The 21,145-nt window shown below is 73.5% G+C and carries 20 protein-coding genes; 8 read left to right on the top strand and 12 right to left on the bottom strand.

All coding sequences use genetic code 11. The annotated features are described in order from the left end of the window. Positions 1 to 54 precede the first annotated feature (54 nt). From QCD66_RS04985 to mtrA, 4 genes are all read right to left on the bottom strand, one after another. Positions 55 to 756: a ComF family protein gene (locus QCD66_RS04985; protein WP_407567020.1), complete on the bottom strand. Its 702-nt coding sequence runs from the start codon at positions 754 to 756 to the stop codon at positions 55 to 57. An 8-nt stretch (positions 757 to 764) separates the two neighbouring features. Next, on the bottom strand, positions 765 to 2,591 hold the full coding sequence (locus QCD66_RS04980) for a GerMN domain-containing protein (protein WP_364216077.1): 1,827 nt from the start codon (positions 2,589 to 2,591) through the stop codon (positions 765 to 767). Then, positions 2,588 to 4,282: an MtrAB system histidine kinase MtrB gene (gene mtrB, locus QCD66_RS04975; protein ID WP_375736035.1), complete on the bottom strand. Its 1,695-nt coding sequence runs from the start codon at positions 4,280 to 4,282 to the stop codon at positions 2,588 to 2,590. The genes QCD66_RS04980 and mtrB overlap by 4 nt, the downstream gene beginning before the upstream one ends. A 124-nt stretch (positions 4,283 to 4,406) precedes the next feature. Beyond that, positions 4,407 to 5,096 carry an MtrAB system response regulator MtrA gene (mtrA, locus tag QCD66_RS04970; RefSeq protein ID WP_212822558.1) on the bottom strand — a complete coding sequence of 230 codons (690 nt, stop codon included), beginning with the start codon at positions 5,094 to 5,096 and terminating at the stop codon, positions 4,407 to 4,409. Between the two features lie 199 nt (positions 5,097 to 5,295). Between mtrA and QCD66_RS04965 the strand changes: the two genes are divergently transcribed. Genes QCD66_RS04965 through QCD66_RS04945 form a run of 5 tightly spaced genes read left to right on the top strand, consistent with a single transcriptional unit; the run spans position 5,296 to position 10,628 of the window. Continuing rightward, positions 5,296 to 6,141, top strand: a complete 846-nt coding sequence (locus tag QCD66_RS04965; protein WP_375736032.1) for a hypothetical protein — start codon at positions 5,296 to 5,298, stop codon at positions 6,139 to 6,141. Next, complete coding sequence (locus tag QCD66_RS04960; protein ID WP_375736031.1) at positions 6,138 to 6,836, top strand: DUF4129 domain-containing protein; 699 nt, start codon at positions 6,138 to 6,140, stop codon at positions 6,834 to 6,836. The genes QCD66_RS04965 and QCD66_RS04960 overlap by 4 nt, the downstream gene beginning before the upstream one ends. Beyond that, positions 6,833 to 8,314 (top strand): DUF4350 domain-containing protein, encoded by a 1,482-nt coding sequence (locus QCD66_RS04955; RefSeq protein WP_375736030.1) that lies wholly within the window; start codon positions 6,833 to 6,835, stop codon positions 8,312 to 8,314. Before QCD66_RS04960 ends, QCD66_RS04955 begins: the two co-directional genes overlap by 4 nt. Continuing rightward, positions 8,311 to 9,303, top strand: coding sequence for an AAA family ATPase (locus QCD66_RS04950; RefSeq protein ID WP_375736029.1), 993 nt, complete (start codon positions 8,311 to 8,313; stop codon positions 9,301 to 9,303). The genes QCD66_RS04955 and QCD66_RS04950 overlap by 4 nt, the downstream gene beginning before the upstream one ends. A 5-nt stretch (positions 9,304 to 9,308) precedes the next feature. Further along, entirely contained in the window at positions 9,309 to 10,628 is a 1,320-nt protein-coding gene (locus QCD66_RS04945; RefSeq protein ID WP_375736028.1) for a DUF58 domain-containing protein, read from the top strand. 40 nt (positions 10,629 to 10,668) lie between these two features. On the opposite strand, the gene QCD66_RS04940 is transcribed toward QCD66_RS04945, so the two are convergent. Next, positions 10,669 to 12,114, bottom strand: a complete 1,446-nt coding sequence (locus QCD66_RS04940) for an ATP-binding protein (RefSeq protein ID WP_375736027.1) — start codon at positions 12,112 to 12,114, stop codon at positions 10,669 to 10,671. A 102-nt stretch (positions 12,115 to 12,216) separates the two neighbouring features. After that, positions 12,217 to 13,203 carry a stage II sporulation protein M gene (locus QCD66_RS04935; protein WP_375736026.1) on the bottom strand — a complete coding sequence of 329 codons (987 nt, stop codon included), beginning with the start codon at positions 13,201 to 13,203 and terminating at the stop codon, positions 12,217 to 12,219. Between the two features lie 16 nt (positions 13,204 to 13,219). Between QCD66_RS04935 and QCD66_RS04930 the strand changes: the two genes are divergently transcribed. Next, positions 13,220 to 14,329: an RDD family protein gene (locus QCD66_RS04930; protein ID WP_407567019.1), complete on the top strand. Its 1,110-nt coding sequence runs from the start codon at positions 13,220 to 13,222 to the stop codon at positions 14,327 to 14,329. Between the two features lie 60 nt (positions 14,330 to 14,389). Here the strand turns inward: QCD66_RS04930 and QCD66_RS04925 are convergent, their stop codons facing one another. Next, positions 14,390 to 14,599 (bottom strand): DUF397 domain-containing protein, encoded by a 210-nt coding sequence (locus QCD66_RS04925; protein WP_364216051.1) that lies wholly within the window; start codon positions 14,597 to 14,599, stop codon positions 14,390 to 14,392. Positions 14,600 to 14,630: 31 nt separating this feature from the next. Further along, positions 14,631 to 15,488, bottom strand: coding sequence for a helix-turn-helix transcriptional regulator (locus tag QCD66_RS04920; protein WP_357533748.1), 858 nt, complete (start codon positions 15,486 to 15,488; stop codon positions 14,631 to 14,633). A 155-nt stretch (positions 15,489 to 15,643) separates the two neighbouring features. On the opposite strand from QCD66_RS04920, the gene QCD66_RS04915 reads away from it, so the two are divergent. Both QCD66_RS04915 and QCD66_RS04910 read left to right on the top strand, forming a co-directional pair. Then, positions 15,644 to 15,958 carry a hypothetical protein gene (locus tag QCD66_RS04915; RefSeq protein WP_364216048.1) on the top strand — a complete coding sequence of 105 codons (315 nt, stop codon included), beginning with the start codon at positions 15,644 to 15,646 and terminating at the stop codon, positions 15,956 to 15,958. A gap of 105 nt (positions 15,959 to 16,063) precedes the next feature. After that, positions 16,064 to 16,216: a hypothetical protein gene (locus tag QCD66_RS04910; RefSeq protein ID WP_375736024.1), complete on the top strand. Its 153-nt coding sequence runs from the start codon at positions 16,064 to 16,066 to the stop codon at positions 16,214 to 16,216. A gap of 65 nt (positions 16,217 to 16,281) precedes the next feature. Here the strand turns inward: QCD66_RS04910 and ahcY are convergent, their stop codons facing one another. The 4 genes from ahcY to QCD66_RS04890 form a co-directional block, all read right to left on the bottom strand. Next, positions 16,282 to 17,769, bottom strand: coding sequence for an adenosylhomocysteinase (gene ahcY / locus QCD66_RS04905; protein ID WP_357533755.1), 1,488 nt, complete (start codon positions 17,767 to 17,769; stop codon positions 16,282 to 16,284). 356 nt (positions 17,770 to 18,125) lie between these two features. Further along, entirely contained in the window at positions 18,126 to 19,340 is a 1,215-nt protein-coding gene (gene manA / locus QCD66_RS04900) for a mannose-6-phosphate isomerase, class I (RefSeq protein ID WP_375736023.1), read from the bottom strand. Positions 19,341 to 19,701: 361 nt separating this feature from the next. Beyond that, the gene (locus tag QCD66_RS04895) at positions 19,702 to 20,904 is read right to left on the bottom strand and encodes an SIS domain-containing protein (protein WP_364216039.1); all 1,203 of its coding nucleotides are present in this window, start codon (positions 20,902 to 20,904) and stop codon (positions 19,702 to 19,704) included. Further along, entirely contained in the window at positions 20,904 to 21,095 is a 192-nt protein-coding gene (locus tag QCD66_RS04890; RefSeq protein ID WP_357513781.1) for a Trm112 family protein, read from the bottom strand. The genes QCD66_RS04895 and QCD66_RS04890 overlap by 1 nt, the downstream gene beginning before the upstream one ends. Positions 21,096 to 21,145: the final 50 nt, after the last annotated feature.

Raw genomic sequence — 21,145 nt, 5'->3', positions numbered from 1 at the left:
GCAAGAACGGGCAGCGTACGAGGCATCGACCGGCACCCAGGGGGTGGTGTGACGTTACCGACGGTCACGCTTTCGGGTGGCGGCGAGCACGGCCGCGGCGTCGACGCGCATGCCCGCGGTGTCGAGCAGCCCCGTCACCGCGGCCAGCGTCGCCCCGGTGGTCACGATGTCGTCGAGCACGACGACCCGGTGCCCGGCCGCCGCCCGAACCGACGACCGCAACCGGAAGGCTTCCCCGGCCGCCTGCGCCCGCTGCGCGCTGGTCAGCTCCGCCGAGTCCGGCCGCGGCAGCGCGCGCAGCGGCCGGGCCACCGCCACCCGCCAGCCGGCGCCACGCAACCGGCGCGCCGCGTGCCGGGTCAACCGCCCCAGGTGGTCGCCGTGCCGGTCCCGGGCGGCCCGGGCCGTCGACGGCACCGGCACCAGGAGTACGGGCCGGTCCGGCCGCACCGCCGTCGCCACCACCTCGGCCAGCAACCGGCCGAGCGGCCGGGCCAGGCCGTGCCGTCCCCGCTCCTTGTAGGACAGCAGCGACTCGCGCAACACCCCGGCGTACGGCCCCAGAGCGACACAGTCGGGCAGGCCGGGCGGGGCCGGGGTAGGGCGTACCGGGCCGGCCCGCAGGGCCTCCAGGTCGGCCGCGCAGGCGGCGCACGCCCCGGCCCGCAGCGGTACGCGGTCGGCCCGGCAGCCGGCGCAGGACGCGGGCAGGACGAGATCGGTCAGCGCGTCCCAGAGCCCGGCCGCGGCCACCACGCCCCCGCTCAGTAGACGAAGAACGGGGCGGTCGGGACGGTCGCCTCCGGCGCCGGATCGCCCGACCCGACGCCGGCCACCTCGGTGGAGTCGATCTGCTGCGCGCCGGTCAGCGTGAGCCGGTACCAGGCGACCCCGCTGGCCTCGTACATCAGGCGGGCGAAGCCGGGCCGGGTGACCGGGTTATCCGGTACGGCGGAGATGTGGGTGACCTGGGCGGCCGGCAGGTCCTCGTCCAGCCACGACTCCAGCAGGCCGTCGACGGTGATGTCGACCAGCGCCAGCCGGGTGCTCTTCAGCCCCGCCGCCACCAGCCGGTTCTCGTCGGTCCAGGCGACCGCCGACACGTCGGCCAGCGAGGTGGTCAGCTGGCGCTGGCCGGCGACCTCGACCAGCCCGCCGGTGACCATCAGGGTCGCCACGTGCAGCCGGTCGCCCGCGGTGTAGGCGATCCGGTGGCCGTCGAGGGCGGGCGCGACCCCGGTCACCGGGCCGCTCGTGCCCGGCAACTCGAGCTCGGTCAGCCCGGCGGTCACCCCGAACTGGTAGAGGCGGCCGTCGGCGACCACCAGCCCGACCGGCCCGCGCGGGTCGGTCGTACGCAGCCACACCGGCCGGCCCATCGAGGCGAAGCTCGGCCCGCTCGGCCGGAAGCCCCGGACCGCCCCGGTGCTCGCCCCCACCTGCAACTGGCTGCGGTCGCCGACCGCGGTGACCAGGGCGACCGAGGCCATCTCCCCGGTGCGGATGATGGCCGCCGAGACGATGCCCGTGTTCGCCTCCGGTGCGATCGGAGCCGGGCTGCCCGGCGGCTCACCGAGATCGTTGAGGCGGCGCACCTGCCCGGCGTAGACGGTGTAACGCTCGGCCACCGGGGCCACGTCGTAGACCGGGTGCTTCTGGAACTGGTCCTCGGCCGCGAGGGTCGTCCGGGTCTGGTTCTGGATCTTCAGTTCGAGTTCCTCGTTCTCGACGAGGTTGGGTCGCAGCGACCAGACGAGCTGGGTGGCGAGCCGGTCCAGTTCGGCGTCGTCGCCGGTCGGTACGGCCTGCGCCGACAGGTTGACCACCAGCCGGCCGTCGGTCGCCGGGGCGTTGCCGATCGGGGCGGTGCCGTCGGGCAGCCCCTTGGCGATCGACCTGATCGAGCCGGACGGGCCGGCCGTCAGCCAGCCGAGCACCTCGGTGGCCTGTAGCTCGCGGGGCACCGACAGCGGCAGGTAGCGCAGATCGGGGATGAGCCCGGACTGGTCGGCGTTCCAGAAGTAGATCGTGCGCGGCTGGTAGTACTTGCCGAACGCCTCGGTGCTGAGCAGCAGCACCGGCGGCGGCTTGAGGACGAACAGGCCGGTGTTGCCGGCGAGCCGTCCGACCGTGAACGAGTACTGGGTGGCGGTCGCCATCGGTGGATCGATGGCGCCGCTACGGGTCAGGATCCCGATCTGCTGCACCGACACGTCCACCTTGCTGGTGCCGTCGGCGTTCGCCGTGACCCGCGGCAACTCGGTCAACCGGACCACGTTCACCTGCGCGTCCGGGCCGGGCTTGTCCCGCAGCTCGGGCTGGCCGGCGGGTGCGATGAACTCACGCACCCGCTCGACCGCGCCGCCCAGTTCGCCGGCCGCCGCCTCCAGGTAGGCCACCGCGAACGTCTGCGGCTCGCTGCCGGCCACCGACCGCTGCGGCGGCACCTGCCCCAGGCCGGTGCCACTGCCGTAGTTGGGAGCCGGGCCGGGCCCGTCGACGCGTACGCCACTGCTCTCCGGAATGCCACAACCGGCGAGCCCGGCGACCAGCGCGGTCACCACGGCGACGGCGGCCAGCCGGCGCCTCACCGGGTCACCTCCGCCGGCGCGCCGCCCCCGGCGTCGGGGGCCTTCGCGGGTCCTTCGCCGGCCACGGCCGGGTCGGCCGGCTGCACCGCGGGCCGGACCGGCAGCAGCGGCAGGTCGGCGGAGACCCGCAGGTCGATCGGGGTCATCACCTCGGACGGCACCAGCCGCAGCGGGGACGAGGTGAGCCGGTCGCCGGACCGTACCGGCAGCGTCAGCCGGAACTGGGCACCCTTGCCGAGTGCCCCCCACGCCTCCAGCCAGCCGCCGTGCAGCCGGGCGTCCTCCAGGCTGATCGACAGGCCCAGCCCGGTCCCGCCGGTCTGCCGGGCCCGGGACGGGTCGGCCCGCCAGAACCGGTTGAACACCAGCTTCTCCTCGCCCGGGCGCAGCCCGATCCCGTGGTCGCGTACGGTGACCGCCACCGCCGAGGAGTCGATGCCGAGGGTCACCTCGACCGGCCTGCCCTCGCCGTGCTCGACGGCGTTGCCGACCAGGTTGCGCAGGATCCGCTCGACCCGCCGCGGATCGACTTCGGCGATCACGGCCCCGTCCGGCAGATTCGCCTCCAGCGGCACCCCGCACCGCTGCGCCAGCCCGCCGAGCCGCTCGACCACCCGCTGCACCACCGGCACCAGGTCGGTCGCCTCGGCGTCCAGCATCGCGAAGCCGGCGTCGAAGCGGCTGATCTCCAGCAGGTCGGTGAGCAGGTCTTCGAAGCGGTCCAGTTCGGCCTGGAGCAGTTCGGCGCTGCGGGCGACCGCCGGGTCGAACTCGTCGCGCTCGGCGAAGATCAGGTCGGCCGCCATCCGGACCGTGGTCAGCGGCGTACGCAGTTCGTGCGAGACGTCGGAGGTGAACCGGCGCTGCAGCCGGGACATCTCCTCCAGCCGGACGATCTGCCGTTGCAGGTTGGTGGCCATCTGGTTGAACGAGGCCGCGAGCAGGGCCAGGTCGTCCTCGCCGTTGACCGCCATCCGCTGGTCGAGCAGGCCCGCGGAGAGCCGCTGGGCGGTGCGGGCCGCGTCCCGTACCGGGTTGACGACCAGCCGGGTGACCAGGGCGGCGAGCAGCGCCAGCAGCAGGACCAGCGCGATACCGGTGGCCAGCACGGTGGTGCGGGCCTGGACCGCGGTCTGCTCCTGGGTGGCGAGCGGCACCAGGCGGTAGATCTCGACCTGACCGAAGCCGGTCGGGACCGGAGAGCCGTAGACCAGGTATCTGGTCCTCCCGCCGCCGAGGTCGCCGGTCTGGATCTGGTGCGCCACCGCACCGCCGGCGACCGTCCGCTCGAGTTCGGGGCTGATCAGCGCACTGGCCTCGACCGCGGGTGAGGTCGCCGTCTCGATGGTCGGATAGCCGCTCGCGGTCAGCACCACCACGACGCCGGCCTCGTCCGGATCACCGCCGGCCAGCGCCACCACCGTGTTCTCGAAGGTGCGTTGCAGCCTCGGCTCGATCCGGGGGTGCACGCTCAGCTGGTCGTAGGCGTAGTCACGGCTGGTCTCCAGGCGCTCGTGGGCGTCGGCGACCGCGTTGTCGAGCAGGTTGTCGGTGATCTGGGTGACCACCATGTAGGCGAACCCGCCGACCAGCAGACCGGACGAGACCAGGGTGATGGTGACGATCCGGACCTGCAACGACTGACGCCACGTCTGGCGCACGCCGGCGACGCCGACGCCGGCCCGGCGCAGGACGACCCGCCAGACCACCGCCCCGCGCCGCGTGCCGGTGCGCCAAGCCGCCCGGGTCGCGGTCGCGGCCCGGGCGGCAAGCACGTTGAAGGAGGTCAGGAGGCGAGCCACAGTGCTCTCAAGGCTAGCCGGTGCCCGCCTTGTAACCCACGCCCCGAACCGTCAGGATGATTTCCGGACGCTCCGGATCAGGCTCGATCTTGGCCCGCAGCCGCTGCACGTGCACGTTGACCAAGCGGGTGTCGGCGGCGTGCCGATAGCCCCAGACCTGCTCCAGCAGCACCTCACGGGTGAAGACCTGGCGCGGCTTGCGGGCCAGCGCGACCAGCAGGTCGAACTCCAGCGGGGTCAGCTTCACCTCGTCGCCGTCGCGGCTGACCGTGTGGGCCGGCACGTCGATGGTGATCTGGTTGCCGGGCGGGCCGATCGTCAGCATCTCGGGCGCGGCGTCCTCGCCCCGGCGCAGCCGGGCCCGCATCCGGGCGACCAGTTCCTTGGGCTTGAACGGCTTGACGACGTAGTCGTCGGCACCGGACTCCAGGCCGAGGACCACGTCGACGGTGTCGCTCTTCGCGGTCAGCATGACGATCGGCACGCCGGACTCGGACCGGATCGCCCGGGCCACGTCGATGCCGCTCATTCCGGGCAGCATCAGGTCGAGCAGGACGATGTCTGGACGGCTGTCGCGGAACGCGGCCAGCGCCCGCTCGCCGTCGGCGACGAAGGACGGAAGGAACCCCTCGCTGCGCAACACGATGCCGAGCATCTCGGCCAGCGCGGGATCGTCGTCGACCACCAGTACCCGGGCTCTCATGCGACCAATATTCCATCCCCGTTCACATTGACGGAGCCGGCTCCACCCGTGTCTCGCCCGAACCCCGGCCGACCGGCCGACATTTCAGACACCCGTCACCGTACGTCAGGACGGGCGTACGCACGGCAGTGCCGGTTCGCCGTCGACGCGTGGACATGCCACGATGGCCGCTGACTCGTACCGCGCCCCTGGAGACCGTGTGGACCACGCCGGCCGGCCCGCCGTGCTGCCGCTGCGCCCGCTGACCGTCGGTGAGCTGCTCGACGCCGCCGTTGCGCTGCTGCGCGCGTACGCCCCGGTGCTGATGCCGGTCGCCGCCGTGCTGGCCCTGGGCGAACAGCTCCTGCTGGCGCCACTGCGGACGGCCGCCCACGTCGCGCCACCGGCCTACCTGCCGAACTTCGACCACGCCAGCGCGTACTGGATGCTGCTGTGCGTCGGGGCGGCCACCGAAGTGGCGATCATCGCCGCGCTGGGCGGCCTCACCGGTCGGGCCGCCACGGCCGAACTGCTCGGCCACCGGGCCACCGCCCGCGACCTGCTGCGCCCGGCCGGCAGCCGGTTCGGTCTGGTCGCCGTACTCGCCCTGTGCGCCGGCGGGATCGTGTTCCTCGTGTCGCTGACCGGGCCGACCTGGGTCATCGGATACACGCTGGTCGGGCTCGCCGTACCGGCCCTGGTGATCGACCGGACCGGCCCGCTCCAGGCCCTGGGGCGGAGTGCCCTCCTGACCATCCGGTCCGGGCTGCGCGGCGCCGGGATCCGGCTCATTGGCTACCTGGCCTGGTTCGCGGTCCGGCTCGCGCTGAGCCTGGGCGCGCTGGCCGCGCTCAACGCGGTCGGGATCGACGACCCGGGCTGGGCGGTGCCGGTCGCCGCCGTCGTCTGGCTGCTCGTCAACAGCCTCGCCTACCCGACGCTGGCCTGTCTCGACGCGGTGCTGCTGCTGGAGACCCGGATGCGGACCGAGGGACTGGACATCGCGCTCACCCGGGCCCGGCACACCGGCCGGTCCGCGGCCGCGATCCTGGCGGGCGGACCGTGACCGCCGCGACGTCGGCCGCCCCGCTGCCTGCCGGCGGAATGCCGACCGGCCGGGCGTCGCTCACCGGCGGTGCGGACTTCAGCCGGTGGTGGACCGAGACGGTGGCGTCGGTCGGCGACGTGCTACCGCTGCCGCTGGCCGCCCTGCTGCTGGTCGCCGCCGCGGCCCTGGTCGCCGCCGGCTGGTACTGGTGGCCGGCGTGGGTGCCGCGACGGCTGCCCCGGCTGCCCCGCTGGCGCTGGCGGCCACGCCGGCCCCGGTGGCCCTGGCGGCGCGGGAAGAAGCCGGCCGCCACCGAGGTGCCGGAACAGACGGACCCCGACGCCCTGCCCGACCTGCCGGTGGCCGCGTTCGTCTCGCTCGCCGACCGCTACGCGGCACAGGGCCGGTACGCCGAGGCGGTCCGCGAGCGCCTGCGCGCCATGGTCCGCGAACTCGCCGACCGGCAGGTGATCGAACACCGTCCGGGGTGGACGGTCACCGAGCTGGCCGGGGCGGCCGGCCGGGCCCTGCCGGCCGTCGACGCCCCGCTGGCCGCCGCCGGCCGGCTTTTCTCCGACCTCTGGTACGGCCAGCGGCCCGCGCGGGCCGAACACGACGCCCGGATGCGCCAGCTCGCCGCCGAACTGCACCGGGCGCTGGCCGACGACGCCGACCAGCCGCGTACCGGCACCGGCGGGCGGGGCGACCGGTGACCGCCGGCGCACCCCGGCCACCGGCCACGAGACCCGTACGGCGCCGCCGGCGGATCGCCATCCCCTTCGGCCTCGTGCTGCTGCTGTTCCTCATCACCGGCGTGACGTACGCGATCGAGGAACCCGATCCGACCGACGGCGACTTCCTGTCCCCGGTCAGCACCGCCCCGGTCGGCGCCCGGCAGCTCGCCGACCGGCTGCGCGCGCAGGGAACGTCGGTCGAGCGGCAGACCCGCACCCCGGAGGCACTGGCGTCGGCGTACCGGGGAAACGCGACACTGTTCGTCCCGACGCCGTCGATGGTGCATCCGGCCTACCTGGAAATGCTCCGCCTGCTTCCGGCGCGGACCCGGATCGTGCTCGTCGACCCGGCACCGGGGGCGTTGCGGGCCGCCGGAATCCCGCTCCGGACCGGTGCCCGGCGCTGGACCACCCGGGCGACCGCCCCCGGCGCCGGCTGCGACCGGCCGGAGGCCGTCGGGGCGGGCGCCGCGGCGGCCCTGCGGCAGCGGTACGACCACACGTCGCCGTCCGGGCCGGCTGCCGGCGGGCGGCTCGACCGCTGCTACGACGGCGGGCTCGTCGGGCTGGCATGGCAGTCGATCGACGTGCTCGTGATCGGCACCGCCGACCCGTTCCGCAACGACCGGATCGACGAACACCGCAACGCCGCCCTGGCGACCGCCCTGCTCGCCGCCGCCCCCCGCGTCGTCTGGCTCGACCTGCACCGGCCCGAACCGCGCCCGACGGTTCCCGCCGAAACCTCGGACGACGGCGGCCCCGCGTCGACACCGGTTCCCGATCCGGACCGCGGGAGCGGGCTGCCCGGCGGCCCGGCGTCCGGGGACGGCGGCCGGCCACGCCCCGGCGGAGACGCACCCGGCGGCGACGGGCCACCGGGTGCCGACGGGCCGAACCCGGTGTGGAGCGCCTTCCCGCCCTGGTTCTGGGCACTGTTGGCGCAACTCGCGCTGGCCCTGCTGATCGTGGCGCTGTGGCGGGCCCGGCGCCTCGGGCCGCCGGCGACCGAGCCGCTGGCCGTCTCGGTCCGCTCCGCCGAGACGGTCCTCGGGCGGGCCCGGCTCTACCGCCGGGCGAGGGCGCGCGGCCCGGCCGCCGAGATCCTGCGGTCCGCCGCCCTGGACCGCGTCGTGCCGCTGCTCGACCTGCCCGCCGATCCCGGCCCCGCCGACGTGGTCACGGCGGTCGCCGCGCAGACCGGCCAGCCGCCCGACGAGGTCGACGCACTGCTCTACGGCCCCGCACCGGCGACCGACGCGGAACTGCTCGACCTGGCCCGGCAACTGGACGCGCTGCCGCACGCCGTCGCCACCCCGGGTGCCGCCGGCGCGTCGTGGCCGTCCGGATCCGCCGCCCTGCCCCCACCACCCCGCCCGCCCGCCGCCGGTGCCGGCGGCGACGGGCCCGCCGGGCACCATGGTCCGGCGTACCGAACCGACGAAGGAGAGACCCGGTGACCCGACCCGCCGGACCGGCCGACCGGTCCGCCATCCCGGCCGACGACGCCCGGGCCGCGCTGCACCGCCTGCGCGCCGAGGTCGCCAAGGCCGTGGTCGGCCAGGACGCGGTCGTCACCGGCCTGGTCATCGCCCTGCTGTGCCGCGGGCACATCCTGCTCGAAGGGGTCCCCGGCGTCGCCAAGACCCTGCTGGTACGTACCTTCGCCGCCGCTCTCGACCTGGACGCCAAGCGGCTGCAGTTCACTCCGGACCTGATGCCCGGCGACGTCACCGGGTCGCTGGTCTTCGACCCCCGGACCGCCGAGTTCACCTTCCGCGAGGGGCCCGTCTTCACCAACCTGCTGCTCGCCGACGAGGCCAACCGGACCCCGCCGAAGACCCAGTCGGCGCTGCTGGAGGTGATGGAGGAACGGCAGGTGTCGGTCGAGGGCACACCCCGGCCGTTGCCGCAGCCGTTCATCGTCGTGGCCACCCAGAACCCGGTCGAGTACGAGGGCACCTACCCGCTGCCCGAGGCCCAGCTCGACCGGTTCCTGCTGAAGCTGACCGTGCCGCTGCCGACCCGCGACGAGGAGCTCGGCGTGCTGCGCGCCCACCACGCCGGGTTCGACCCGCGTGACCTCACCGCCGCCGGCGTACGGCGGGTCGCCACCGCCACCGACCTGGCCGTCGGCCGGGAGGCGGTCGGCGCGGTCGGCGTCGCCGAGCCGGTCCTCGGCTACATCGTCGACCTGTGCCGGGCCACCCGGGTCTCGCCGTCGCTGGAGCTGGGCGCCTCGCCGCGCGGCGCCACCGCCCTGCTGCTGACCGCCAAGGCATGGGCCTGGCTCGCCGGCCGCGACCACGTCACCCCCGACGACGTCAAGGCGGTGGCGCGCGCCGCGCTGCGCCACCGGGTACGGCTGCGCCCGGAGGCCGAACTCGAGGGCGTCACCGCCGACGCGGTCCTCGACGCGGTGCTCGGCACCGTGCCGACGCCGAGGTAGCGACCGTGCTCACCTGGCGGGCCGCCGCACTGCTCGGGCTCGGCGCGCTGACCCTGCCGCTGTGGTCGCCGGCCTGGCTGGGCCTGGCGGTGCTGACCGGCGCCGTACTCCTGCTGGCCCTGCTCGACCTCGCCCTGGCCGCCTCGCCCCGGCACCTCACCGCCGCGCGGGCCGGGGACCGGACCGTCCGGCTGGGCGGCACCGCCACCGTCACGCTGTCGCTGCACAACGGCTCACCCCGCCGGTTCGTCGGCGACGTACGGGACTCGTGGGTGCCGTCGGCGGGAGCGCGCAGCGGCCCGGTGGCGGGACGTGCGTGCCGGGTCGCCGCCGACCCGGGCGCGACCGCGACCGTGGTCACCACCTTGACCCCGACCCGGCGCGGCGACCGTGCCGCGGTACGGCTCGGGGTGCGCTCGTACGGGCCGATGCGGCTGGCGTTCCGGCAGCGCGCCGAACGGCCGACGACCCCACAGTGGACACTGCGGGTGCTGCCGCGCTTCGAGTCGCGGCGCTTCCTGCCGGAGAAGACCGCCCGGCTGCGGGTGCTCGACGGCGCGACCACCACCCGTGGCCGTGGCCAGGGCACCGAGTTCGACACGCTGCGCGAGTACGTGACCGGCGACGACGTCCGCTCCATCGACTGGCGGGCCAGCGCGCGCCGGCGGGACGTACTGGTGCGCACCTGGCGCCCCGAACGTGACCGGCGGGTGGTGTGCGTGCTCGACAGCGGCCGTACGTCCGCCGTCCGGCTCGGTGCCGAACCCCGCCTCGACGCGTCGATCGACGCCGCACTGCTGCTCGCCGCCCTCGCGTCCCGCGCCGGTGACCGGGTCGACCTGCTCGCCGTCGACACCGCCGTACGCGCCGTCGTCTCCGGCGCCGGCCGGCAGGTGCTGCTCACCCGGCTGGTCGACGCACTCGCGCCGCTGCAACCGACGCTGGTGGAGACCGACTTCGAACTGATCGTCGGCGAGGTGCTGCGCCGCGAACGCAAGCGGTCCCTGGTGGTGCTATTCACCGCGCTGGAGCCGGGCGCGCTCGGCGAGGGCCTGCTGCCGGTGCTGCCCCGGCTGGTGGCCCGGCACCGGGTGGTCGTCGCCGCCACCCACGACCCGGTGCTGTCCGATCTGACGTCGACGCCACCGGCGCGGGCCGCCGACGTCTACTCGGCCGCGGCGGCCTGGCGGGCGCTCGGTGAGCGGGACCGGGTACGCGCCGCACTGGCCCGGCAGGGCGTGCGGGTGGTCGACTCCCCGCCACACCTGTTCGCCTCGCAGGTCGCCGACACCTACCTGGCCCTGAAGGCCCAGGGCCGCCTCTGACCCCTGCTCCTTCCTCTGCTCCTTCCTCGCGCCCGGTGCCTCATCGCGGCCAGGCGTTGAGCAGGTCGGCGGGTCCCCACACCAGGTCCACCGCGTCCGCCGGCAGGTCTGCTCCGGCCTGGCTGACCGCGACGAGACCGGTGGCATCCGGGTCGAACCCGGGAACCTGTGCCGCACCCTGCCGGAGCGCGGCGAGATTGCGGCGGTCGAACGGGGCCGACACCCACTTCACCGAGCCCACGAAGTCGATCCGGCCGGCGACCGGGCCACGATCCGCACCGACGATGTCGACCTCCGGGTCGAACCGGCGGTTCCACCAGCCGCCGACGATCTCGGAATTCGGCCAGGGCAGGTCACCCGCGGCAGCGGCCAACTCCAGCCCTTCCCGTACCAGCGGTTCGATCGCCCGGCCCCGCCAGGTCGCCCACCGTCGCTCGACGAGCGCGAAGGCGGCCTCCGGCCGGCCGCGTCTCGTCTGCTGCTGTGCGTCGCGGAGCACTGCCAGGTAGAGCCGCAGGTTGCTGTCCGCGACCCGGTAGAGCGCGGGCCGCCCCGGTTGGGTCGACAGTGGCTCGTCGGCGGCCAGCACCCCCTTGTCGGTGACCAGCCGTTGCAGGAGTGGGGAGAGGGTGCCGGAAGGAAGCGCGCCGGCCTGGGACCCGGCTGTCGCGGCGATGTTGGAGAACGTACGGTCACCACCGCCGACGGCCTCCAGCACCCGTCGGGAGAGGTCGGGATTGCTGAACTCGGCGGAAAGAGACTGTTCCGGAACGCTGAAGACGGGCGATGCGGGGTCGGCGCATTCCTCCCGGAACAACTCCATGGCGGGAGTGCCGGTCGGCCACCGACGCACGATGCCGGGTAGGCCGCCGGTGATCAGATGCGCGTCCAGCGCGTCGGCGGCCGCCAGACCGAGCGCGTCCGCGGTCTCGGCCGGGTTGAGCGGCCCCAGGACGAGGGTGTCCGCCCGGCCGTAGAAGGGCCGGTCGTACGCGGTCATCCGCTGCATCATGTGCAGGTCGCTGCCGAGCAACAGCAGAAGTACCGGGTGCCGGGACAGCAGCCGGTCCCAGGCGACCTGGAGCGCCGCGTCGAACGTCTCGTCCTGTTCCGACAGCCACGGCAGTTCGTCGAGAACGACGACGCACGGGCCGCCGGGCAGCAGGCTGGCGAGCAGCCTCAGCATGTCGGGCCAGCCACCGGCGGGAGGGGTGCGGGGCACCAGGTCGCGTTCCCGGGGAAGGGTCGACTCGACCAACTCGGCGAGGAAGAGGGCGGTCGCTTCGGTGCTGGAGGCGCCCTTGATCGCGGTGAAGAAGAGGTACGGAAGGCCGGCCCGGTCGCAGAGTTCCTGCACGAGCCGCGACTTGCCGACCTGGCGGCGACCACGGATCGCGACCGCCACCCCGGTCCCGGTGCGGCCGATCTGATCCAGCCGCTTCTGGAGAAGGTTGAGTTCGGCACGCCGGCCGACGAACTGTGTCACCCGCCACCTACTTGGGTAGATGCAATCTACGTAGATTCAATCTACCTTGTTGGCCGCAGATTGACCCCGACTCGTCTCTCCCCGTACCGGCGTCCCTCGCCGTCAGGGCGATACGTCGGTGGACGCGCCGGCCGCCGCGGCGCGCGAGCCGAAGTGCAGCACGTAGGCCAGGAAGGCGCCCCACGCCAGCGCCCCGATCCCGATCCGGAAGGCGGTCGGCAACGGCGCCGGGGTCACGAACGCCTCGATCAGCCCCGACACGGCGAACACCGCGACCAGGCCGAGCGCCACCAGCATCCCGGACCGGGCCGCCTCGCCGAGGGCCCGTCCCCGGCCCACGTCGGCCGGTGGCGCGATCCACGCCCACCCGATCCGCAGCCCGACGCCGGCCGCGACGAACACGCCGGTCAGCTCCAGCAGGCCGTGCGGGGTGATCAGACCGAAGAACACGTCGGCCCGGCCATGGTCGATCATGATCCCGCCGACGGCGCCGATGTTGACCGCGTTGACCCACAACAGCCACACCGTCGGTACGAGGAGGATGCCCGCCGCCAGGCACTGCGCCGCCAGCCACGCGTTGTGCGTCCACAACTGGAACGCGAACGTCGGCGCGGTGAACTCGGTGTAGTAGGCGGCGAACCCGGTGTCGGCCAACTCCCGGGCCTCGTCCGCGCCGACGAACGCCTCGGCACTCTCCGGGTGCCCGGCCACCCACCACATGATGTACGCGGTCAGCCCGCTGAACGCCACGGCCACCCCCGACCACCACGGCCAGGCCCGGTAGACCGCCAGCGGGAAGCCGACGGTGCAGAACCGGCCGACGTCGCGCCAGGTGAAGGTGCTGCCGCCGGTGACCTTCGCCCGGGCGGTCAGCACCAGCCGGGACAGCCGCGCGACGAGCGCCGGGTCGGGCGACCGGCTGCGTACGACCGACAGATGGGTGGCGGCACGCTGGTAGAGGGCGACGAGTTCGTCCGCCTCGGCCGCCGACAGCCGGCGCCCGCGGGACAACTGTTCGAGCCGTCGCCATTCACCCTCGTGCTCGGCGACGTACGCGTCGAGATCCACGTCGCCCAGTGTCGCCGACATGGTGTTGACTGGGCGAGTGAGTCTCCGTCCGCCGTCGCCGGCCCAGCCCCGGACGGCGGAAGCCGGTCTGGTCAGCGGCGAGGCGGTGGAGGTCGACGTACGGGTGGCCCGGGTCGGTTCACGGGTCGTGGCGCTGCTGATCGACGTGGTGATGCAGGCGCAGATCGCCCTGGCCCTCGCCCTCGTGGGCATGATCGGGCTCGCGGCGGTCGCCAACCGTTTCACCGTCGACAAGGCGTTCGAGCGCGGATTGTTCACGGTCGGCGTGATCGTCGTACTGGTGTTGTATCCGACGCTGTTCGAGACGTTCGCCGGCGGCCGTACGATCGGCAAGGCCGCGCTCGGCCTGCGGGTCGTACGCGAGGACGGCGGCCCGGTCCGGTTCCGGCACGCGCTGACCCGCAGCCTCGTGGGCGTCGCCGTGGAGTGGCCCGGCCTGGTGCTGCCGCTCGTCACCTGGCTGGCGAGCCTCGGCGCGATGCTGTCGAATCCCCGCGCCCGGCGGCTCGGTGACCTCGCGGCCGGCACTCTCGTCGTGCACGACCGCACCCCCGCGGCGTGGGGCTGGATACCCGGGATGCCGGCGCCGCTGGCCGGCTGGGCCCGCCGGCTCGACCTGACCGGGCTGCCCGACGACCTGGCCCTGACGATCCGCCACTACCTGGCCCGCGGGCACCGGCTGGTCGAGCCGGCCCGCAGCCGGCTCGGACAGCAACTCGCGAACGAGGTCGCCGCGACGACCGCTCCCCCGCCGCCACCGGGCGTACCGGCCTGGGCCTACCTGGCCGCGGTCCTGGCCGAGCGGCACCGGCGGGCGGCGCTACGGCTGAGCCGGGCCCGGGCGGCCAGCGCCGCGCTGTGGCCGGACCTGGCGGCGTCGCCGCTGATCGGACGGCCGGTCCCGGTGGCGAGGCTGGAACCGAAGGCGGAGTCGTGGACACCGGACGTCGTACGCCCGCCTGCGCCGGTGCAGCCCGGTCCGGACTGGCCGAGCCAGCGCTGGCCGACCCCGCCGTGGCTGGGGCCGACGGCCGAGTTGCCGGACTGGACCGGGATGCGTCCGCCGCCGGTGGCGAGCACGCTGCGCCCGTCGACCCCGCCGGACGAGGCGGCCCCGCCCGGTTGAGGCCGGTCCGCGCCGTCGTCTTGGAGGGGCGGCCGGGAGGTGGCCCGACCGCCCGGAAAATCAGCCGTCGGCGAGGTCGCCGCTTCGTACGGAGGTGACGAAGTTCTGCCACGTGCCGGCGTCGAATCGCAGGATCGGGCTGTGCGGGTCCTTCGAGTCGCGCACGGCGACCACTCCGGGTACGACCGCGACCTCGACACACTGGCCGTTGCCAGCGCTCCGGCTGCTCGTGAACCAGCGCAGCTCGTCGTTTTCAGGCGCAGAGAACACCGCGCCACTTCCTCTCTTTTGGTTACTGGTGTCAGTTGTTGTCGTGCGCGGTCGCGGTGATGAACTCGACCGATTCCCTCGGCGAGAGGGCAGCCGCACGCAACGCCTCGAAGCTCATCCAATAGCTCCGAAGTTCTTCCGGTCTGGCCCGGATCACCCCGCCCGTCATGCCTTCGCTGTGGACGAGTGGCGCGTCGGAGCGGCCGGCGAATTCGAGGATCACGAACGATCCGGCCAGTGCCCGATGTGCACCGACCGCGAACGGAAGCACCTGGATGGTGACCATCGGTCGTTCGCTCGCCTCGACCAGCCGGAGCAGTTGGCGGCGCAGCACGTCGGGGCCGCCAATCTGGCGACGCAGAACCGCCTCGTCGAGGATCACCCAGAGTTGCGGCGGTGGCTCGCGGGTCAGGACGGCCTGTCGGGCCATCCGTACGGCTACCCGCTGACCGAGGACGTCGGGGTCGTCGTAGACCCCGTCGGCCTGGATGACCGCGCTCGCGTACTCCGCTGTCTGGAGCAGGCCGGGCACGATCTGGCACTCGTAGTTGAAGATGCTGGTGGCTTCGGCCTCGAAGCCGATGTAGGTCTCGTATGCGTTCGGCAGGACGTCGCCGTACGCCTCCCACCAGGCTTTTTGGCGTGATTGGCTGGCCATTGCCCGGATCTTCGCCGCGATGTCCTCCTTGACACCGTAGTGGTTCAGGAGGCGGTCGAGGTCGCCGTTGCGGATACCGGTGTGCGCCGTCTCGATCCGGCTGATCTTCGAATCGGACCAGCCGAGCGTTTCCGCGACCTCACTGACGGTGCTGCCGGCTTGCTCGCGCAACTTGCGCAGCTCGGCGCCGAGTTGCCGTCGCAGCGTGGTCGGGCTGGGCTTCACTGCCATCCTGCAAAGCATAAGGGCAACTTGTTGCCGAGCAATGCAACATCCTGGCATCAATCTGCACTTGCATCTGAGCAGGCTCTCATGCAGGCTGGAAGTGCGCTGAGCGACGGCGACATCACACATGCGCCGCCGCCACCCGACACGGGGAGGCTGCCGTGATCAACGAGCGAGTCACCGCTGGCGACGTAGCCGAACTGCCCTGGCAGCTCAGTCTCGGGCTGGTGCTCGTCGACGAGAAGCCCTCCCTCTACGCGCTCTACGACCGCGGCGGGATGGACGACCCTGGTCGGGTCGCGGCCTGGGTCGTCGCGTTACCCGACGGCGCGGCCGTGCTGCTGCCGACCGAGGACGGGCCCCAGGCCCGCCCCATCCTCACCACGCTCCACCAGGTGCGCCGCCGCTGGAGCCGGCTGCTCCAGGCAGAACTCGTCCAGGTGGCGGGCCGGAGGGCACAGCACCTGGCGGCCTGACCCGGGGGGGGGCGAGCCGGGGGTGGGTCGGCGGCGGCAAACGCCGGCCCACCCCTCCCCCGCCGGACCTGTCCGTTCCAGGCCCGGATCTGCTGCAATGGCGGGGTGAAAGCCTTCGTACCCTGGCTGGTCGTCCTGGCGGTCATCCTCGCCCTGAACGCGCTGCGGCTGCGCCCGCTGGCCACGGCCGTAGCGGTCGCCTGGCTCGTCTACTGCATCTGGACCTGGGTACGTCCCCGCCGGCGCTCCGACAACTGAGGCCCCGAGACACGAACGGGCCGGCTGGAGGCTCCAGCCGGCCCGTTCGTTCGTACCTGGGGAAATCAGTAGCGGTAGTGGTCGGACTTGTACGGGCCCTCGATCGGGATACCCAGGTATTTCGCCTGCGCCGAGGTCAGCTCGGTCAGCTTGACACCGAGCGCGTCGAGGTGCAGCCGGGCCACCTTCTCGTCGAGGTACTTCGGCAGGGTGTAGACCCCGACCGGGTATTCGTCGGTCTTGGTGAACAGCTCGATCTGGGCGATCGTCTGGTTGGCGAACGAGTTCGACATGACGAAGCTCGGGTGCCCGGTCGCGTTGCCGAGGTTGAGCAGCCGTCCCTCGGACAGCACGAGCACCGAGTGGCCGTCGTCGAACCGCCACTCGTCGACCTGCGGCTTGATGTTGATCCGCTGCACGTCGGGGCGCTTGGCCAGGGCGGCCATCCCGATCTCGTTGTCGAAGTGGCCGATGTTGCCGACGATGGCCTGGTGCTTCATCCGGGCCATGTGCTCGTCGGTGATGACGTCGTAGCAGCCGGTCGCCGTGATGAAGATGTCGGCGGTCTCGACGACGTCCTCCATCGTGGCCACCTGGTAACCGTCCATCGCCGCCTGCAGCGCGCAGATCGGGTCGATCTCGGTCACGATGACCCGGGCGCCCTGGCCGCGCAGCGACTCCGCGCAGCCCTTGCCGACGTCGCCGTAGCCGAAGACGACCGCGACCTTGCCGCCGATGAGGACGTCGGTGGCGCGGTTGATGCCGTCGATCAGCGAGTGGCGGCAGCCGTACTTGTTGTCGAACTTGCTCTTGGTCACCGAGTCGTTGACGTTGATGGCCGGGAAGAGCAGCGAACCGGCCTGCTGCATCTCGTAGAGCCGGTGGACACCGGTGGTGGTCTCCTCGGTCACGCCCTTGATGCCGGCCGCGACGCGGGTCCAGCGCCGGTTGTCCTCCGCGAGCGACCGGTGCAGGAGGCCCAGGATGACGGCGTATTCCTCGGAGTCGGCGGTCTCGACCGCCGGTACGGCGCCGACGCCCTCGAACTCGGCGCCCTTGTGCACCAGCAGCGTCGCGTCGCCACCGTCGTCGAGGATCATGTTGGGGCCCTGGCCGTCCGGCCAGACCAGCACCTGCTCGGTGCACCACCAGTATTCCTCGAGCGTCTCGCCCTTCCAGGCGTAGACCGGCACGCCGGCCGGCGCCTCGGGGGTGCCGTCCGGGCCGACCACGATCGCCGCGGCGGCGTGGTCCTGCGTGGAGAAGATGTTGCAGGACGCCCAACGGACCTGCGCGCCGAGCGCCACGAGGGTCTCGATCAGCACGGCGGTCTGGATCGTCATGTGCAGCGATCCGGTGATCCGGGCACCCCGCAGCGGCTGGCTCGCGGCGTACTCCCGGCGGATCGCCATCAGCCCCGGCATCTCGTGCTCGGCGAGCTGGATCTCCTTGCGCCCGAACGCCGCCAGGGACAGGTCGGCCACTTTGAAGTCGCCCTCGGCGAGGGTTTGCGGGCGGGTCCCGTCAGCGGTCGCCGGAAGGGTGCTGGTCATAAAAGCTCCTGTCGTACGAGTCTGCTGCGCGACGGTCAAGCTTACGCTGGGCAGTTGACCATCAGCGCGGACCTGTCGGTCCCGCGCCAGTTCGCGGTCGGCGGGCACCAACACCCGTACGCGGACAGCGCGCGGGGCGGGCGAGCTGATGAACGGTTTCCCGCTCACTGCCCGACCGCCCCGCGCATCCCCCCGGTTTGGTTCCTCGCGCGTGTCTCGGACCTTCGTCGCGATAACGCTGCGTACCTATAGAGTCACACTCAGCAACTGCCCTGTCAAGGGATTTCGGAAAAATCCAGAAATGGTCAATTGCGCACCCTTGCCGGCACGCCTGCCGGCGGCGGTCAAGGTAGGGGTCAGCGCACGCCGACGGAGGCGACGTACGCCGTACCGGCGCCGGTGAACGTCAGCGCGCCACCCGCCGCCGCGCCGATCGCCGCCCGCCCGGGCGGCACCGTCACCACCTCGGCCGGTCCGGGGGCCGCCCGGCCATCCGGATCGACCGCTCCGGGGCCGTCCGTGACGGCCACCTGCCCCGCCGTGCAGAGCACGACCCGCGGCCCGTCGACCGGGAGCGTCACCCGAGGACTTTCCCCGTCGAGGGTCACCCGGTGGATCACGAAGTCGGGAACCGGCACCGGCCAGGTGACCACCCCGGGCGAGACCGGGACCGGCGGCAGCGCCACCTCGTCGAGCACCTCGAAGCGCAGCACCCGCAACAGCTCCGCGACGTCCACGTGCTTGGGGGTCAGGCCACCGCGCAGCACGTTGTCGCTGGCCGCCATGATCTCCACGCCGGCACCCCGCAGGTAGGCGTGCAGGTTGCCGGCCGGCATCCAGACCGCCTCGCCGGGTTCGAGCCAGACGTGGTTGAGCAGCAGGGCGACCAGCACGCCCGGATCACCCGGATAGTGGCCGGCGAGCCGGCGGGCCAATGCCTGCTCGGCCGCGAACCGTTCGGGCAGCTCGGCCGCGGCGACCGCCGCCACGAGACCGGACCGCTCGGCCGGCGGCCAGCACAGCAGGAGCCGTACGGCCTCGCGCAGCCCGTCGACGCCCGCGCGCAGCGACGCGATCACCGGGTCGAGGGCGGCGATCCCGAACCCGGCCAGCACGTCGGCCGACAGGTCCGGCCGCTGGAAGCCGCAGAGCGCCTCGAACGGGGTGAGCGCCACCAGCAGTTCCGGCTTGTGGTTGCCGTCGGCGTAGTTGCGGTGACCGGCACCGGCCACGGCCTGCGCCGCGTAGCCGGCCCGGGCCTGGTCGAGATCGGGATGGGCCTGCAACGACAGCGGGGCGTCGGCGGCCAGGACCTTCATCAGGTATGGCAGCTGCGGACCGAACCGTGACACCACCGCGGACCCGAGCCAGTGCCCGGGCGCGGCGGCGATCACGTCGACGAGGCTCGGTGTCCCGTCGGCCAACTCGACCAGTGACGGTGCCCCCGGATGTGCCCCCAGCCACAGCTCGGCCTCCGGGCCGTCACTCGGCACCGGGCGCCCCTGCAGTTCCGCGATCACGGAACGGGATCCCCAGGCGTAGTCGCGGATCGGGCTGCGCAGCAGTCGCACGGTCACTCCACGGGTCGTGGCCGGCCCTGGCCGGCACGCGGCCGGCCGCGGTGTGGTGGATGTCGGCCCCAAGGTAGGTCAACCGGGCGACCGCCGCTGTCGGCGGCAGCCGGTCCCGGACGACCGCTCCCGGGCCGCGATCCCGGCCGCGCGTCGGCCGGGCGGCCGGTTTCACCGGGAGGATATCCACGACGGTGTCCGACGGTGGGCCGAATCCCACGGCGGCCGGCGCCCGGGACACGGCGGGCCGCCGGGGAACGCCAGCGGTGGCCGCCGGGCCGAACGTCGGCGGTGGCCGCCGGGCACGCCGACGGCCACCGCCGAGCCGGGTCCGGGCCGCCAACGGGGCGGCCCGCGAAGGTCACTGGTTGGACAGTTCCTTCATCTCCTGCACCGCCGGCACGGCCATCGGGTCGAGCCCGTGCGCGAGAGAGAGGTAGATGGAGGCGAAGTCCGGTACGGCGATCAGGGAAGCCAGCCGTTCGAGGGCCGAGCCGCCCTCGGCGGTGACCACGTCGCACCGTACGCCACGGCGTTCGGCGAGGGTCTGGACGGCGTCGGCCCGGCGCTCCTCCACGGCCAGCGGCTCGTCGGTGTCCTCGTCGGCGTTGAGTCCGCCGTCGCGCAGCAGCACCAGCCGCAACCGGGTCGCGTCGGACTGGTCCTCGGGATCCGCGAAGATGTCCCGGGTCGACTCGACCAGCCCGCCGAACACGCCGTCGAGCAGGCCGACCCGGCCCCGTCCGGCCTCGCCGAGCGCGCCCGTGACGACCGGGTAACGGGCGTTGGCGGACAGCGTGTCGCCGAACCGCCGCGCCGCGACGGTGGCCAGCGGCGAGGAGCCCCAGACGATCGGGACGGAGCCGCTGAGCCCCAGCGCGAGCGCCTTGGCCGGGTTGACGAACGACTCGGCGGCGGGCCGGCACCGGTCGGCGTCGGCGTCGAGCCGGGCGGCGGTCTCCGCCAGGTCGGCCTCGTTGACCTTGACCAACCCGAGGGTGCGGGCCGCCAGCAGCACCGGCACGGTCAGCGCCCACAGGCTGGCCCGGGCCGGGGCCCGCCGGGGCACCGGGATGAACGGGGCCCGGACTCCCTCGGCCACCGACTGCAACTGCGAGTCGGGCGCGCCGACCGCGACCAGCCGGGCGCCGCGCCGGGCGGCGGCCTCGGCCGCGCCGAGCGCCTCCGGGCTACGGCCGGACGCGCTGACCGCGATGACCACATCGGCGGCACCCACCCAGCCCGGCACCCCCGCGCTGCGGTGGGCGATCACCGGCACCGGGCAGCGCGGGCCGGCGACCGTGGCGAGCACGTCGCCGGTGCGGCCGGCGGTGCCGATGCCGGCGATGACCACGGCCCGGGGACGCCCCTCGTCGGCCAGCACCGACAGGTTGGCCTCGGCGGCCAGGCTGGCCGACTCGCGTACCTGGGCGCCCGCCGAGGCGGTGAAGCGCAGCATGCCGCCCGGGTCGTTGTCGGCCAGCGCGTCGGGGTCGTCGAGCAGTGCCTCGTCGGCGATCCGGCTGCCGCGTACGCCGGCGGCGCCCTCGATCGGACCGGCCATCAGTGCGCCTCCACCTGTTCGTTTCCGCCGCGCGCCTCGTCGAGCAGCAGCACCGGGATGTCGTCGCGCACCTCGAACACCCGCCGGCACTCGGTGCAGGTCAGGGTCTGCGCGACCGGATCGTGGTCGAGCGGTGCGTGATGCGTGTCCGGACAGGCGAGGATCTCCAGCAACTGCGGATCCAGGGCCATGACGCGACTCCCCTTATGGTCGTGGGCGGTCGGGGTCGGCGTCGCCCGGT

Source organism: Polymorphospora sp. A560 (assembly GCF_045781765.1).
Classification (GTDB): domain Bacteria; phylum Actinomycetota; class Actinomycetes; order Mycobacteriales; family Micromonosporaceae; genus Polymorphospora; species Polymorphospora lycopeni.
Note: the sequence above shows the minus strand (reverse complement) of the source record. Positions and strands in the feature narration are given on the sequence as shown.